Annotated in this window: 18 protein-coding genes; all 18 read right to left on the reverse strand. The window is 64.3% G+C overall.

Going from position 1 to position 15,148, the window contains the following annotated elements; all coding sequences use genetic code 11:
• Window positions 1-32 precede the first annotated feature (32 nt).
• On the reverse strand, window positions 33-539 hold the full coding sequence (locus tag ACZO3G_RS08340) for a Gx transporter family protein (RefSeq protein ID WP_276871447.1): 507 nt from the start codon (window positions 537-539) through the stop codon (window positions 33-35).
• Complete coding sequence (locus ACZO3G_RS08345; protein ID WP_276871446.1) at window positions 536-1,549, reverse strand: FAD:protein FMN transferase; 1,014 nt, start codon at window positions 1,547-1,549, stop codon at window positions 536-538. Before ACZO3G_RS08345 ends, ACZO3G_RS08340 begins: the two co-directional genes overlap by 4 nt.
• A 147-nt stretch (window positions 1,550-1,696) precedes the next feature.
• Window positions 1,697-2,128, reverse strand: a complete 432-nt coding sequence (locus tag ACZO3G_RS08350; protein WP_276871445.1) for a CD1247 N-terminal domain-containing protein — start codon at window positions 2,126-2,128, stop codon at window positions 1,697-1,699.
• 44 nt (window positions 2,129-2,172) lie between these two features.
• Entirely contained in the window at window positions 2,173-2,730 is a 558-nt protein-coding gene (efp, locus tag ACZO3G_RS08355; protein WP_101550874.1) for an elongation factor P, read from the reverse strand.
• Window positions 2,731-2,861: 131 nt separating this feature from the next.
• Entirely contained in the window at window positions 2,862-3,935 is a 1,074-nt protein-coding gene (locus ACZO3G_RS08360; protein WP_121585701.1) for a M24 family metallopeptidase, read from the reverse strand.
• 12 nt (window positions 3,936-3,947) lie between these two features.
• Window positions 3,948-4,379: a type II 3-dehydroquinate dehydratase gene (gene aroQ, locus ACZO3G_RS08365; RefSeq protein WP_370867112.1), complete on the reverse strand. Its 432-nt coding sequence runs from the start codon at window positions 4,377-4,379 to the stop codon at window positions 3,948-3,950.
• Window positions 4,376-4,807, reverse strand: coding sequence for a type II 3-dehydroquinate dehydratase (aroQ, locus tag ACZO3G_RS08370; protein ID WP_276871441.1), 432 nt, complete (start codon window positions 4,805-4,807; stop codon window positions 4,376-4,378). The genes aroQ (ACZO3G_RS08365) and aroQ (ACZO3G_RS08370) overlap by 4 nt, the downstream gene beginning before the upstream one ends.
• Window positions 4,804-5,673, reverse strand: coding sequence for a TIM barrel protein (locus tag ACZO3G_RS08375; RefSeq protein WP_276871438.1), 870 nt, complete (start codon window positions 5,671-5,673; stop codon window positions 4,804-4,806). The genes aroQ (ACZO3G_RS08370) and ACZO3G_RS08375 overlap by 4 nt, the downstream gene beginning before the upstream one ends.
• Window positions 5,673-6,170, reverse strand: coding sequence for a YqeG family HAD IIIA-type phosphatase (locus ACZO3G_RS08380; RefSeq protein ID WP_276871437.1), 498 nt, complete (start codon window positions 6,168-6,170; stop codon window positions 5,673-5,675). Before ACZO3G_RS08380 ends, ACZO3G_RS08375 begins: the two co-directional genes overlap by 1 nt.
• Before the next feature lie 176 nt (window positions 6,171-6,346).
• Window positions 6,347-6,523: a 30S ribosomal protein S21 gene (rpsU, locus tag ACZO3G_RS08385; protein ID WP_101550884.1), complete on the reverse strand. Its 177-nt coding sequence runs from the start codon at window positions 6,521-6,523 to the stop codon at window positions 6,347-6,349.
• A gap of 151 nt (window positions 6,524-6,674) precedes the next feature.
• Window positions 6,675-9,080: a leucine--tRNA ligase gene (gene leuS, locus ACZO3G_RS08390; protein WP_276871427.1), complete on the reverse strand. Its 2,406-nt coding sequence runs from the start codon at window positions 9,078-9,080 to the stop codon at window positions 6,675-6,677.
• A 59-nt stretch (window positions 9,081-9,139) separates the two neighbouring features.
• A complete protein-coding gene (gene rsfS / locus ACZO3G_RS08395; RefSeq protein ID WP_101550888.1) occupies window positions 9,140-9,490 on the reverse strand; it encodes a ribosome silencing factor in 351 nt (116 codons plus the stop codon).
• A gap of 21 nt (window positions 9,491-9,511) precedes the next feature.
• Window positions 9,512-10,078, reverse strand: a complete 567-nt coding sequence (yqeK, locus tag ACZO3G_RS08400; RefSeq protein WP_101550890.1) for a bis(5'-nucleosyl)-tetraphosphatase (symmetrical) YqeK — start codon at window positions 10,076-10,078, stop codon at window positions 9,512-9,514.
• 18 nt (window positions 10,079-10,096) lie between these two features.
• Complete coding sequence (gene nadD, locus ACZO3G_RS08405; RefSeq protein WP_242970836.1) at window positions 10,097-10,699, reverse strand: nicotinate (nicotinamide) nucleotide adenylyltransferase; 603 nt, start codon at window positions 10,697-10,699, stop codon at window positions 10,097-10,099.
• Window positions 10,699-10,989 carry a YhbY family RNA-binding protein gene (locus ACZO3G_RS08410; protein WP_101550893.1) on the reverse strand — a complete coding sequence of 97 codons (291 nt, stop codon included), beginning with the start codon at window positions 10,987-10,989 and terminating at the stop codon, window positions 10,699-10,701. Before ACZO3G_RS08410 ends, nadD begins: the two co-directional genes overlap by 1 nt.
• Before the next feature lie 18 nt (window positions 10,990-11,007).
• Window positions 11,008-11,598, reverse strand: coding sequence for an RdgB/HAM1 family non-canonical purine NTP pyrophosphatase (rdgB, locus tag ACZO3G_RS08415; RefSeq protein WP_101550895.1), 591 nt, complete (start codon window positions 11,596-11,598; stop codon window positions 11,008-11,010).
• Window positions 11,598-12,530, reverse strand: a complete 933-nt coding sequence (ftsY, locus tag ACZO3G_RS08420; RefSeq protein ID WP_101550897.1) for a signal recognition particle-docking protein FtsY — start codon at window positions 12,528-12,530, stop codon at window positions 11,598-11,600. Before ftsY ends, rdgB begins: the two co-directional genes overlap by 1 nt.
• Before the next feature lie 11 nt (window positions 12,531-12,541).
• On the reverse strand, window positions 12,542-15,148 hold a 2,607-nt coding region (gene smc, locus ACZO3G_RS08425; protein ID WP_486847049.1), incomplete at its 5' end, for a chromosome segregation protein SMC.

The following is a 15,148-nucleotide window of genomic DNA, read 5'->3' on the forward strand; positions in this document are numbered from 1 at the left end:
CATCATCCGGCGTCCCGCCTCCGGGCGGGGCGTCAAAAGAAGATTCGGTTGAAATGCGGCCTGAGCAGCCGCAGGAGCAGCCCCGTGAGCGCGCCCATCGCGACGCCCCCCAGCGCGAGCACCGGAAAGTAATAGAGCACCGCGCCGTTGAGCAGCAGCACCGCCATCACAAGCTGTCCGGCGTTGTGCATGAGTCCGCCGCAGATGCTTGTGAAAAGCTCGCTCGGCTTTTTGGGCAGCGCGCGCAGCAGGAGCATCGCCGTCACCGACACCAGCCCCCCGGCGAAGCTCATCGCCGCGCCGACCGGCCCGCGCGTCAGCAGCACGAACAGGCTTTTGAGCGCCGCCAGCGAGTACGCCTCCCGCCAGCCGAGGCAGAAAAGGCAGTACATCGTCACGATGTTGCTGAGTCCCAGCTTGACGCCGGGGACCGGCACCATCGGGGCGAGCGACGATTCCACGAGGCTCAGCACGACCGACAGCGCGAAGAGCAGCCCCAAAAAGGCGACCTTGGACGCGCGGTATTTCATCCGTTTCATGACGGCACCTCGAAGTGGTAGCTCCCGCCCGGGTCGGCGGGGGTGAACCGGTCCAGAAGGTCGTTGGACACGTAGACGTTGCGCTCCCGGTCGATGACGACCAGCCCGCAGCTGAGCGCGTTGAGGTTCTCCAGGACGTAGTCCCTGCCCTTGATGAACAGCCAGGTCGACATACTGTCGGCAAGCACCCCGTCGGGAGAGACGACCGACACGGACATCAGCCCGGTGTCGGCCGGGCGGCCGGTCGCGGGGTCGAGGATGTGGTGGTAGCGCACCCCGTCCCGCTCGAAATAACGTTCGTAGTCGCCCGAGGTCGCCATCGTCGTATCGGACAGCGTCACCACCGCGATGTAGTCGTTCCCGCCGCCGCGCGGGTCGCGCACCCCGAATTTCAGGGGCTCCCCGTCCGGCTTCGCCCCCATCGCCATGATGTTGCCGCCGATGGAAATGTAGCCCGAGTCGACGCCGTATTCCCGCGCGACCCTGCGCGCCGCGTCGCAGGCGTAACCCTTGGCCACGCCGCCGACGTCGACCGCCTGCCCCTCGCGGCGCAGCATGGCCGACCGGTCCGCGGGGTCAAGGAGGATGTCCCGGTATCCGACGAGGGTGCGCAGCTCATCGATGCGCGCGTCGGAGGGCACCTGCGGATGGCCTGAGGTGACCCCCCATTCGGCGGTGAGCGGGGCGATGGTCACGTCGAACGCGCCGCCCGACGCCTCCCCGAACGCCGCGCAGCGGGAGAGCAGCCCGTAGGTGTCCTCCGAGAGGGGGACGTACCCCCTCCCCGCGTTTTCGTTGAGCCGCGCGACCTCCGAATCGGGCAGGTACATCGACATGCGCGACTCGATCCCCGCGAGTTCCGCCTCGATCGCGTCCCTGGCCGCCTGGGCGTTCTTCCCGTAGAGCTTGTATTCCACGATGGTATCCATGAGAAACGACGTGCCCGTCACCGGAGCCTCCCGCCCGCCGCAGCCGGCGAGCAGCAGGAGTCCGATGAGAAGCGCGGTCATCCGCATTCCCCTCGACAATGGCATAAATCCTTTCGGCTGGTATCTTTTCGGTCGAAAATCCTGCACAGATTGACAAAAAATCGTCAACAGTGAAAACACCCCGCGGGAGGCGGGGTGTCTTCCGACGGAATCCGTTCGGGAAATCCTTTATTTGTCTTCGTTGTCGGAGTCTTCGGTCTCTTCCCCGTCGTCCTCAAGGTCGAACTCCAGCAGCTCGCCGCAGTTCGGGCAGGTGGTCTGTCCCTCTTCCAGCATGTCGGAATCGATGCAGACGATGTCGCCGCAGGTCGGGCAGCAGACCTCATAGATGTCGCCGTCCTCAAAGTCCTCCGCGCCGCACTCGTCGCAGTCGTCGTCGAGGTCGTAGTAGTCCTCTTCGAGAGAACCGAGGTCCTCGTCGATCGTCTCGACCTGCTCGGTGAGCTCGTCGAGCTCCGCCTCGAGGTCGGACACGGTGAGCGCCATATCGTCAAACGCGTCGATCAGGGCCTTGATGACCTTGCCCTCCTTGGTGCTCTCGTCGATGCCGAGGCCCTCGGCCAGGCCTTTGATATAAGCGGCCCGTTCAGTAATCGTCATGGTAACGCCTCCTTAAAAATCATAGAATCATGTGGTTCAGCAGGTTACGCGCGCTCCATATACTCCCCGGTGCGGGTGTCGACCTTGATGTGGTCGCCCTCGTTGATGAAGAGCGGGACGCGGATCTCGGCGCCTGTCTCGAGCACCGCGGGCTTGGTCGCGTTGGTGGCGGTGTCGCCCTTGAAGCCCGGATCGGTCTGGGTGACTTCGAGCTCGATGAAGAAGGGCGGCTCGACGCCGAAGACCTTGCCCTTGTAGGAGAGCACCTTGCAGTCCATGTTCTCCTTGACGAACTTGAAGTTGTCGCCCAGCACGTCCTTGGAGATCGGGATGTTCTCGTAGGTCTCGTTGTCCATGAAATAGTAAAGGTCGCCGTCGCTGTAGAGGTACTGCATGTCCTTCCTCTCCACGTAGGCGGTCGGGAACTTATCGGTCGGGTTGAAGGTCTTCTCAGTGACCGAACCGGAAATCACGTTCCTGATCTTGGTGCGGACGAACGCCGCGCCCTTTCCGGGCTTGACGTGCTGGAACTCGATGATCTGGACCACGTTGCCGTCCATCTCAAAGGTCACGCCATTTCTAAAATCGCCGGCAGAAATCATATGTTACCCTCCAAATATTCTGATACGTCTGTCTCTTTCCCGTCCTAAGCACGGTCAGATCGGTACCATCCAGATTAACACTCTAATTCTATATTATAATCACTCATTTTGCAAGCCCTATTCGCAGAGAATTATAGGATGATCAGCGACTTGTCGGAATGTGTGAGGTCCTCGCAGCCGTCCTTTGTGACAAGCACCATATCTTCGATGCGCACGCCGAACCGTCCCTCGAGGTAGATGCCCGGCTCCGCCGTCATGACCATGCCCGGCTCGCACACCGTCTCGTCCCCCTTGCCGAAGCGCGGGTTCTCATGGATTTCCAGCCCGAGCGAGTGGCCGGTCGTATGGCCGAAGCAGGCGCCGTAGCCCGCGTCCGTGATGATGTCCCGCGCGGCGGCGTCCACCACATGGCAGATTTCCCCCGGCTTGACGGCCGCGATCGCGGCGAGCTGGGCGCGCAGCACCGTGTCGTAGATCATCCGCTGCTCGTCGGTGACCTCCCCCACCGCAACGGTGCGGGTCATGTCGGAGCAGTAGCCGTCCACGAGGCAGCCGAAGTCCATTGTGATAAAGTCGCCGCGCGCGACCACTTTGTCGGTCGGCACGCCGTGCGGCATCGAGGAGTTCCTGCCCGACACGACGATATAGTCGAAGGAGGGGCCCTCCGAGCCGTGGCGGAAGGCGTAGTCGAGCAGCTCGCCCGCGATCTCCCGGTCGGTGAGGCCCGGCCTGATGTAGCCGCAGATGTGGGAAAACGCCTCGTCGGTTACCTTCTGGGCCGCGCGGATCGCGTCGAGCTCGTCGGGCGATTTGATCATCCGCATGCGGCGGATGACGTCGTTCACCTTCCCGTTCATCACGAATTCCACACCCGGGACCTTTTCCTTCCAGGCAGTGAACTCCGACAGGGTCATGTATTCGCTCTCGACCGCGACGCGCCTGACGCCGTGGCGTTTGGCCAGCTCCCCGATCTGCTCATATAGCTTATCCTGTAAAACCACCTCGGCGCCGCGCACGACCGCGCGCGCCTTTTCGATGTAGCGGAAATCGATCACAAAGGTCGCGCCCGCGTTCTTCACCGCGAAGAGGGTGCCCGCGGTCGAGTGCATGCCGGTGAAGTACTGCCGCCCCACCTGCGAGGCGACCAGCACCGCGTCGATCCCGTCGGGAAGCAGCCCGAGCAGCCGTTCAATTCTGTTTTGCATGGATGTCTCCTCCTATTTCATTGCCGCCAGCGCGTCGAGCGCCAGCAGGTAGCTTTGCCTGCCAAACCCGTAAACGCCTCCCGCGCAGACGGGCGCGAGCACCGAATGGTGCCGGAACTCCTCGCGCGCGTAGACGTTGGAGAGGTGGACCTCCACCACCGGAATGCCGACCGCCGCGATCGCGTCCCGCAGGGCGATGCTCGTGAAGGTGTAGTCCCCCGCGTTGAACGCAACGCCGTCATAGGCTCCGCGCGCCGCGTGGAGCCTGTCGAGCAGCTCCCCCTCGTGGTTGGACTGGAAAAAGTCGCACGCGTACCCCCGCTTTTCGGCGTGGGCCGCGATCCGCCGGTTGATATCCTCCAGCGTCTCGGTTCCGTAAACGCCCGGCTCCCGCACCCCTGTGAGGTTGAGGTTGGGGCCGTGCATGACCAGCATCCGCTTCACTGCATCGCCTCCAGCGCGTCGACCGCCAGCAGGTAGCCCTGCTTGCCGAAGCCGAAGATCCCGCCCGCACAGACGGGCGCGATGACCGACTTGTGCCGGAACTCCTCGCGCGCGTGCACGTTGGAGAGGTGCACCTCCACCACCGGGATGCGGATCGCGGCGATCGCGTCCCGGATGGCGATGCTGTAGTGGGTGTAGGCGCCCGCGTTGAGCACCACGCCGTCGTATTCGGCGCGCGCCGCGTGGAGCCTGTCGATGATGGCGCCCTCGTGGTTGGACTGGAACACGTCGCACGCAAGGCCCTTCGCCTCGGCGTGCGCCACGATCTGCCGGTTGATGTCATCGATCCCCTCGGTCCCGTAGACGCCCGGCTCCCGCACGCCCACCAGGTTGAGGTTCGGTCCGTGGATGACCAGAATCTTTTTCATGACTGTCCGCCTTTCGCTGTCAGATACATCCGTTTCATCGTCCCCGCGTCCTCCGCCTGCGTGCCCGCGGACTCGCAGATGAAGGTGGGGGTGCCGTTTTTCTTTGCGACCAGTTCGGCCAGCGGCTCAAAATCCGGGCCGAACTCGGTATCCTCAAAGGTCAGATGGACCTTCTCCCCGCCGGGAACGGTGTAGGCGATCTTGCTGAAGTGGGAGTGGAAAAGCCGCGCCCGGTCGATGCCGATCGCGTTTTCCATCTCGTCGAAGATCTTCGCGTAGGCTCCGGGGCCGTCGACGCCGCCGTAGGTGCGCGCGTTGAGGTGCCCGAAGTCGATGCAGGGAAGGATGCGGTCGTCGAGCTTACAGAGCGCGAGCACCTCCGTAAGGGTGCCGAGCTGGTTGAGCTTCCCCATCGTCTCGGGGCACATGCGGATGTGGGAAAGCCCCTCCGCGTCGAGCGCCGCGATGCACTTTTTCATCGTGTCGCACGCGAGCTCGAGCGCCGTCTCCCGGCTGATCTTGCCGCACGACCCGGTGTGGATCACGATGCGGTCCCCGCCCATCGCGCCGACCGCGCGGGCCGACTGGAGGACGTAGTCGACGCTCTTAAGGCGTTTTTCCTCCTCCACGCTCGACATCGAGATATAATAGGGCGCGTGCAGGCTCAGCTGGATGTCCTTCGCCGCGCACAGCTCCCCGAGCTGGCGGCAGTTTGCCTCGGAAATCTTGACCCCCCGCCCGCACTGGTACTCGAACGCGTCGAGCCCCATCTTTTCGAGGTATTCGGGCAGGTCGGTATTCTTTTTATAGCCCATCTCGGTGAAACTCCGCGAGTTCCCCGCCGGGCCGAACCGGATCTTCGCCATCAGTGCGTTCCCTTCCGCCCGCCGCGCAGGACGAGCTTTTCCAATCTGCGCTTCAGCTTAAAAAACGGGAAAGGCTCCAGCTCGATCGGCTCCACCAGAATCGACACCGCCCCCGCGAGGTTGGCGCAGAGCACATCGGTAAAAACCTGGTCGCCGACGATCGCGATCTCCCGCGCGCCCGCCCCGAGTTGTTCCCGCGCGCGGCGCACGCCGCCCCCGAGGGGCTTGGCCGCGTCCGCGATGCAGCCCACGCCGAGCTTTTCGGCGAACGGCTCCACCCGGCCCGGGTGGTTGTTGGAGAGGATGAAGAGGCGGACGCCCGCCGCCCGCATCCTTGCGAGCCAGCCGTGCACGCCGTCCGCCACGTCGGGGTTGTCGTGGGTGGTCAGGGTGTTGTCCACGTCGAGCAGCAGCACCGTGATCCCCTTGTCCCGCAGCCACTCCGGCGGGATGTCCCACGCGCGCCGGAACCGGTAGTCGGGCTGAAAGACCGCCATATCCGGTCCCCCCGTTTCCTGAAGAATCCCCGCCGCGGGGGCGGGGCGCGGGCGCAAACGCCGCCCGTACCCGGATATTGTACCGCAAAGCGCCCCGATTTACAACCTCGGCGCCCGCCGGACGGCAAAAAAATGTGCAAAACGGGCGGGGATATTCCCCGCCCGTTTATGGATGATTATTTGAATTTACGCTTACGAGCCGCCTCAGATTTCTTCTTGCGCTTGACAGAAGGCTTTTCGTAGTGCTCTCTCTTGCGGACCTCGGCGAGAACGCCGGAGCGGGCGCAAGAACGTTTGAAGCGCCGCAGCGCGCTGTCCAAAGACTCATTGTCCTTGACTCTGATTTCTGACATTTACCTATTCCCTCCCCACGCCGTCCGGCAGGAGTTGATACCCGCAAAGATGTGGATAACAAAATTTATTATACTATGGAAACGCCTGTTTTGTCAAGCAGTTTGCCCCGCCTTTCGGCGCAAAGCCGCCGGACCGCATGAATACGGGCTTTTACCGGGCGACGATGTTGACGAGCTTGCCCTTGACGACGATCTCCTTGACGATCGTCTTGCCCTCCAGCGCCGCCTGGACCTCGGGGAGGGTCTTGACGGCGGCGAGCAGCTCGGCGTCCGGGGCGTCCGCGTCCACCATGACGCGCGCCTTGATCTTGCCGCACACCTGCGCGGCGATCTCGACCTGCGCGTCCCTGCATTTTTCGGGATCAAAGACGGGCCACTTCTGGTCGGTGACCGTCCCGCCGAACCCGGCGCGCTCCCACATCTCCTCGGTCATGTGCGGCGCGAAGGGGTTGAGCAGCAGGATGAAGGTCCGCAGCTCCGCGTGGTTGACGCTGCCCTTCGCGCAGATGTCGTTGAGGAGGCTCATCATCGCAGCGATGGCGGTGTTGTACTTCATCGCCTCGATGTCCTCGGACACCTTCCGGATCGTCTTGTGCAGGGCGCCTTCCAGCTCGGGGGTATACTCCCCGCCCGGCGCGAGGATGTCCAGCAGCCCGAACACCCGCTCCAGAAAGCGCTTGCAGCCCTTGATCGACGACTGGGACCAGGGCGCGCTCTTCTCGAAGTCGCCGATGAACATCTCATAGAGGCGCAGGGTGTCCGCGCCGTAGTCGCGGATGATGTCGTCGGGGTTGACGACGTTGCCGCGGGACTTGGACATCTTCTCGTTGTTTTCGCCAAGGATCATGCCGTGGCTGGTGCGCTTGGCGTACGGCTCGGGCGTGGGGACCACGCCGATGTCGTAGAGGAACTTGTGCCAGAAGCGGGAGTAGAGCAGGTGGAGCGTCGTGTGCTCCATGCCGCCGTTGTACCAGTCGACCGGCATCCAGTATTCGAGCGCCTCCCTGGAGGCGAGGGTCTTGTCGTTGTGCGGGTCGCAGTAGCGCAGAAAGTACCAGGACGAGCCCGCCCACTGGGGCATCGTGTCGGTCTCCCGCCTGGCGGGCGCGCCGCACTTGGGGCAGGGCACGTTCACCCAGTCGTCCATGGCCGCGAGCGGCGAATCGCCGTTTTCGGTCGGCTCGTAGCTGTCCACCTCGGGCAGGCGCAGCGGCAGCTCGCTCTCGTCGAGCGGGATATAGCCGCAGTGGTCGCAGTGGATGATCGGGATCGGCTCCCCCCAGTACCGCTGGCGGGAGAAGACCCAGTCGCGCAGCTTGAAGTTCACCTTCGGCTCGCCCTTTCCGTTTTCGGCGAGCCAGGCGGTGATCTTCTTCTTCGCCTCCTCGACCGAGAGGCTGTCGAGCATGCCGGAATTGACCATCACGCCCGTCTCGCAGTCTGTAAAGGCTTCTTCATTTACATTCCCGCCCTTGACCACCTCGACGATGGGCAGGCCGAATTTCTTGGCGAATTCCCAGTCGCGCGTGTCGTGCGCCGGGACGGCCATGATCGCGCCGGTGCCGTAGGACATGAGGACGTAGTCGGAGATGAAGATGGGGATCTCGGCGTTGTTGACCGGGTTGATCCCCCGGACCCCCTCGAGCATGACGCCCGTCTTGTCCTTGACCAGCTCGGTGCGCTCGAAGTCGGACTTCTTCGCCGACTCCTCCTGGTAGGCGCGCACCGCGTCCATGTTGGAGATCTTGTCCGCCCACCGGTCGACGTAGGGGTGCTCGGGCGAAATGACCATGTAGGTCGCGCCGAACAGGGTGTCGGGGCGGGTGGTAAAGACGGTCAGCTTGTCCCCCGCGGTGGTGTCGAAATCCACCTGCGCGCCGGTCGAGCGGCCGATCCAATTGCGCTGGGAGACCTTGACGCGGTCGATGTAATCGACCGTGTCGAGGTCGTCGAGCAGCCGCTGGGCGTACTGGGTGATGCCGAGCATCCACTGGCTCTTGACCTTGTGGACCACCTCGCTCCCGCAGCGCTCGCAGACGCCGTTGACGACCTCTTCGTTCGCCAGTACGACCTTGCAGCCGGTGCACCAGTTGACCGACATCTCCTTCTTATAGGCGAGCCCCTTCTTGAAGAGCTGGAGGAAGATCCACTGGGTCCACCGGTAGTAATCGGGATCGGTGGTGTTGATCTCCCGGTTCCAGTCGAAGCTGAGCCCCAGGCTCTTGAGCTGGGACTTGAACCGCTGAACGTTGTCGTGGGTCACCTTTTCGGGGTGGATGTGGTTCTTGATGGCGTAGTTTTCGGTCGGCAGGCCGAAGGCGTCCCAGCCCATCGGGTAGAGAACGTTGTAGCCCTCCAGGCGGCGCTTGCGCGCGACGATGTCCAGCGCGGTGTAGGAGCGCGGATGGCCGACGTGCAGCCCCTGCCCCGACGGGTAGGGGAACTCGACCAGTGCGTAATACTTCGGCTTGGAGTAGTCGTCGGTCGCCGCGAAGACGTTGCGCGCCTCCCAGCTCTTCTGCCATTTTTTCTCAATTGCTGCAAAATCGTACTTCAATGCTGTACACTCCCTGTTTGCCGTGTCCCGCGCGGCAAATGATGTTGGCTTCCTTTATTTTATTCCGCAAGCCCCAGGTCGACGCGCGGGGCGTCCGCCCACAGCCGCTCGAGCGAATAGAACTCGCGGGTTTTGTCATAGAAGATATGGACGATCACGTCGTAGTAATCGAGCACGACCCACATAGCCGACTGGTAGCCCTCGATGCGGCGCGGCTCGAAGCCCTGCTTGGAGAGCCCCTCCTCGACCGCGTCCGAAAGCGCCTTGACCTGCGCGTTGGACCCGCCAGACGCGATGACAAAATAATCCCCGATCGTGGTCAGATCCCGGATCTCGATCGCGGTGATGTCCGTGCCCTTTTTTTCCGACAGGAGCCTCGCGGCCTCCTTTGCCATTTCAATCGATGTCATTGCTTCACCTCCGGTAAAAAATCAGTACGCCATATAGACATTATATGCCTGGAACGTATCAAAGCTGATTCCGAGCGACCGCTCCACGAGGTCGTTGACCGCGTAGCGCATCGCTTCCTTCATCGCGGGCTTGAGGGCGGTTTCCGCGAGTTTCCGCATCGGCAGGATGTCGGGATAGACGCGGTCGACACTCGTCAAATCCGCCAGGTAGACCACCTCGTCCAGCTCGGTCATATGCCCGCACGCCGTCGTGTGAAAACGGATGGCGTGCAGGATCCCGGGGTCGGTGATGCCGAGCTTCTCCGAAATGAAGCCGCACGCCGCCATGCCGTGCCACGTCTTGGGCTGGCTCTCCTGCACGCTGTCAAGAATGATACCACACTTTGTAAGCCATTGCAACTGCTCCTCCCTGGGCATCTCCTTGCAGATATCGTGCATCCAGCCGGCCACCATCGCCTTCTGCTCGTCGCAGCCGTAGAGCCGCGCAAGCTTCTGCGCCTGCTGCACCACGCACTGGGTGTGGTAGTACCGCTTGGCCGAGAGGGTCTTTTTCGCAAGTTTGTCCAGCTTCTTCAGATCATATTCCATCAGGAACGCCCCGCTTTCCTATAATGTCTGATAGAGCCCATGGCTGTCGATGTATGCGGCGACCTTTGGCGGGACCAGCCCGCCGAGCGGTTTTTTCTCCCGCGCGCGCCCGCGCACGAGCGTCGAGGAGATCGGAAGGGGGTTAAGCTCGACCAGCTCGCAGCGCGCCCCCTGCGCCTCGAGCGAGCGTTTGCAGTCGGCGAGCCGGCCGCGCAGCGCGGTGTCCCGCGCCCCGGCGCAGATAACCGCCAGCTCGCAGATGCGCCTCCACTCCCGCCACCCGGTCAGCGTCAGGAACATGTCGCTGCCCATGATGAGGTAGAAGCCGTCGTCCGGGTATTCCTTTGCAAGCTGCTCGAGGGTGTCCACCGTGTAGCTTTTCTGCCCGCGCCGCAGCTCGATGTCGCTCGCCTCGAAGCCGGGCAGGCCGTCGAAGGCGAGGCGGCACATCGCGAGCCGGTCCGCCCCGTCCGCGAGCTGCTCCCCCGGCTTGTGGGGAGGCAGGCAGGTGGGGATGACCAGCATCCGGTCGAGCCGGAGCGCGTCAAAATAGGTGCGCGCCAGGTGGATGTGGCCGTTGTGGACGGGATTGAAGGTCCCGCCGAAGACCCCCGTGCGCATCAGCCGAGGTCGATGACCGGCTTTTCAGGGTTGCGGCGGTAGAGCACCAGCTTCATGCCGATGACCTGCACCACCTCGGAGCCGGTCGCCTCGGCGAGCTGCTGCGCGACCTCGCGCACCGGCGCGGGGCTCGTCTCGAGCACCCGCAGCTTGATGAGCTCGCGCGCCGTCAGCGCGTCGTCCACCTGTTTGACGAGCGCTTCCGCCACGCCGCCCTTGCCCACCTGGAGGATGGTCTCCCCGGTGCTCGCGATGCCGCGGAGCTTCGCCCGCTGTTTGCTTGTCAGCATATCCTTTTCTCCTCTATCTCATCCGTTTTGATGTTCGTTCAGCTTGCGCGCCAATTCCCGCAGCGCCTTGCCGCGGTGGGATACCGCGTCCTTCTCCTCTGCGGAGAGCTCCGCGAAGCTGCGGTCCCCCACGTAGAAGATGGGGTCGTACCCGAAGCCGCCGTCCCCGCGCGGCTCCCAGCCGATCTTCCCTTCGCAGGTCCCCTCCGCGTCGATGCGGGCGCCGTCCGCGCCGATGTAGCAGATGTGCGCCACGAAACGCGCCGTGCGGCGCTCCTCCGGCACCCCCTCCAGCTCCCCGAGCAGGCGGGAAATCTTTTCGGGATAGGGGGTCTCCTCCCCCGCGTACCGCGCCGAGTAGACTCCCGGCGCGCCGTCCAGCGCGTCGACGCAGAGCCCCGAGTCGTCCGCGACGGCGGCCAGCCCGGTGCGCTCATGGACCGCGTCCGCCTTGAGGAAGGCGTTTTCCGCGAAGGTCGTCCCCGTCTCCTCGACCGAGAGGCCGGGGCAGACCTCCGACTGCGCGGCGGGCTCGATGCCCAGCGGCGCGAAGATGCGGGCAAATTCCCGGAGCTTGCCCATGTTCCCCGTCGCGGCGATCACCTTCATCACGCGTCCTCCTCCGTTTCCTCCCGCCCGCCGAAGAGGGCGTCGACAAAGTCCTGCGCGTTAAAGGGGCGCAGATCGTCGATCTGCTCGCCCACGCCGATATATTTGATCGGGACCTGTAATTCCTGCTTGATGCCGATGACCACGCCGCCGCGCGCCGTGCCGTCGAGCTTGGTGAGGATGATGCCGGTGATGCCCGCGGCCTCCTTGAACTGGCGCGCCTGGTTGAGGGCGTTCTGCCCCGTCGTCGCGTCGAGCACGAGCAGCACCTCGGTGTCGCAGCCGGGGGCTTCCCGCTGGATGACGCGGGAGATTTTGCCCAGCTCGTCCATGAGGTTCTTCTTGTTGTGGAGGCGGCCCGCCGTGTCGCAGATGACCACGTCCACGCCGCGCGCCCTGCCCGCCGTGACCGCGTCGAAGACGACGGCCGCCGGATCGGAGCCCTCCGACTGCCGGATCATGTCGACCCCCGAGCGTTCGGCCCACACGCCGAGCTGTTCGATCGCCGCCGCGCGGAAGGTGTCCGCCGCGCCGAGCAGCACCTTTTTGCCGTCCGCCTTGAGGTTGGCGGCGAGCTTGCCGATCGTGGTGGTCTTGCCCACCCCGTTCACGCCGATGACGAGGATGACCGACGGCCTGGTCGAGAGGTTCAGCTCCTCCCCGCCCGCAAGCATCCCCGCGATGATCTCCTTGAGCAGGCCCTTGACCTCCGACGCGTCGGTGACGCCCCGCCGTTTGACCTCCGCGCGCAGTTCATCGCAGATGGCCGCGGCGGTCACCGCGCCCACGTCGGACATGATGAGCGTCTCCTCGAGCTCCTCAAAGAGCTCCTCGTCGATCCTGGTGAAGGAATTGACCAGCTCGTCGACGGCGCGCGCCATCGACTCCCGCGTCTTTTTGAGCCCTTCCGCAAGTCTTCCGAAAAATCCCATTTGGTACCCCCCTACTTGATGCCCAGTTTGCTTTCGATCTCGCTGACGTGCAGCTCAAGCAGCTTGGACACGCCCTCCTCCTGCATCGTCACGCCGTAGAGCATGTCCGCTTCCTCCATCGTGCCGCGCCGGTGGGTGATCGTGATGAACTGGGTCCTGTCGCACATCGTGCGCAGATACTGCGCGTATTTGACGACGTTCACGTCGTCGAGCGCCGCCTCGATCTCGTCGAGCAGGCAGAAGGGCGACGGCCGCACCTTGAGGATTGCGAAATAGATGGCGATCGCCACAAACGCCTGCTCGCCGCCCGAGAGGGCCGCGAGGTTCTTGATGATCTTGCCGGGCGGCTGGACGTAGATTTCGATGCCCGATTCGAGCACGCTGCCCGGGTCGGTGAGGGTGAGCTCCGCCCGCCCGCCGTCGAAGAGCTCGGTGAAGATCCTGGAGAAATTTTCGGCGATCCTGCCGAAATTATCCGCGAAGATCGACTGCATGTCGCTCGTGAGCTGGGTGATCAGCTTCATGAGCTCGGCGCGGGACTTCTCCGCGTCGTCCGTCTGGGTCTTGAGGAAGCGGTACCGCTCCGACACCTCTTTGTATTCCTCGATCGCGCCAACGTTGACGTTGCCGAGCGCCCGGATCTTCCCCTTGAGCTCCCCGAGTCGCCGCTGCGCCTTCCCGGCGTCCTCCACCGGCCGCGCGATCTCGGAGGCCTGCGTGCGGGTGATCTCATATTCGTCCCACAGCCGCGAGATGATGCCGTCGTACTCCGCCTGGAGCGACGCCTTCTTCTCCTCGAGCCGCGCAAGCTCCCGCCCGGCGGTCTCCCGCCGCGCCGTGATCTCCTTTTCGTCGGCGCGCAGGGCGGTGGTCTTCGCCTCGCAGGCGTTGCGCGCCTGCGTCTTCTGCTCGATCTCCGCGCCCAGCGCGGCGGCCTGCGCCGCGTAGTCCTCCCGCCTCTGCTCGGCCTGCGCGATCTTCTCCCGGATTTCCGCGTTCTCCCGCAGATAATCCGCCCGCTGCCGCTCGAGCCCGGCGACATGCTCCTTCTGGTGAAGCTTCTGGTCGCGCAGCTGGTCGGCCATCTGCCGCAGGCCGTCGATCTCCTTGGTGATCGAGATGATCTCCACGTCCTGCCGGGACAGGCGCGCGGACACCTCCGACGCCTGCGCCGCGCAGGTGTCCCGCTTGGAGGCGAGCACGCCGAGCTGCTGCGCCACCTCGTCAAGCTGGCGGTTCAAATCGTCGGTCAGCTCGGCGCTCGTGACGTTCTTTTCCTTCAGTTCCTCGAGCCGTTCGGCCAGCCGGCCGTATTCCTCCGCCGCCTGCTCGCGGGAACGGACCGCCTCGTCGCGGGCGGAAGCCAGCTGCTTCTGCTCGGCGGTATAGCGGATCTTATCCTCCTGCGCGGTGGCGAGCTCCCCGTCGATCCCCGCGAGCGACGCCTGCACGGCCGCGATCTCCTCGCGCAGCGACTTGATCTGCCCGTCGAGCCCCGCCATCTCCTTTTCGCACGCCGCGGCCCTGCCCTTGAGCTCCTCGATCTCCTTCGAGCGGCTGAGGATGCCCGCGCTGCGCGCGGCCCAGCCGCCCGTCATCGAGCCGCCCGCGTTGACGACCTGCCCGTCGAGGGTGACGACGCGGAAGCGGTAGCCGCCCTTTTTCGCGGCGGCGGCCGCGCAGTCGAGGTCCCGAACGATCACGATACGGCCCAAAAGCTGGTTGATCACGCCCCGGTAGCGCTCGTCGCACCGGACCAGGTCGGCGGCAACACCGACAAAGCCGTCCGTTCCGGGCAGCCAGTTTTCGTTGAGCCGATTCCCCTTGACCGTGGAGACGGGCAGGAAGGTCGCCCGGCCCGACTTGCTCGATTTGAGCATGCCGATGGCGCGCTTGGCGACCGCCTCGTCCTTGACGACGATGTTCTGCATCGCCGCGCCGAGCGCGATCTCCACCGCGAGCGCGTAGTCGTCCTCCACCGAGATGAGCCGGGAGACGGGGCCGTAAACGTCCCCGATCGCGCCCCTGCGCGCCTGCTCCATGATGTATTTGACGCTCTGTGAAAAGCCCTCCAGGCTGTTCTCCATGTCGAAGAGCAGCTTGGCCCGCTGGGTGTGGGCGCGGGCCTTGTCCTCGAGGGCGCGCCGCTGCTCGAGCAGCGCGTCGAGCTTCTGCCGGCGGCCCTCCAGCTTCATCTGGCAGCCCCTGCGGGAATTTTGCAGCGAAAGCAGGTTTTCCTCGATCCCCTCGAGCAGCTCCCCGCAGTCGGAGAGCTCCCGCCGGATCTTCGCGATATTTTCGTCCTTGACGACCGCGCCCTCCTTGAGGGATTCGAGCCGCGCGATCGTCTCGTCGATCAGCGAGCTGCTCGACGCGGAGGAGAGCTTAACCTCGTTGATGCTCTGGGTCAGGCCGAAGCGGCGCTCCTTGAGCGCGTCGATCTTCCCGCGGCAGTCCTCCTGCACTTCTCCCAGCGTCGTCAGCTCCCGCTGGACCTCCTCATGCCTGCGGCACAGGTCGTCAAGGCCCTGCCGGCGTTTTGCGATCTGCGCCTCAAAGGTATGTATCCTTTCGTCGAGATCGCTGTCCGACGCGTCCGACTGCTCGAGTTCCGCCCG

This window comes from Anaerotruncus sp. (genome assembly GCF_057433415.1).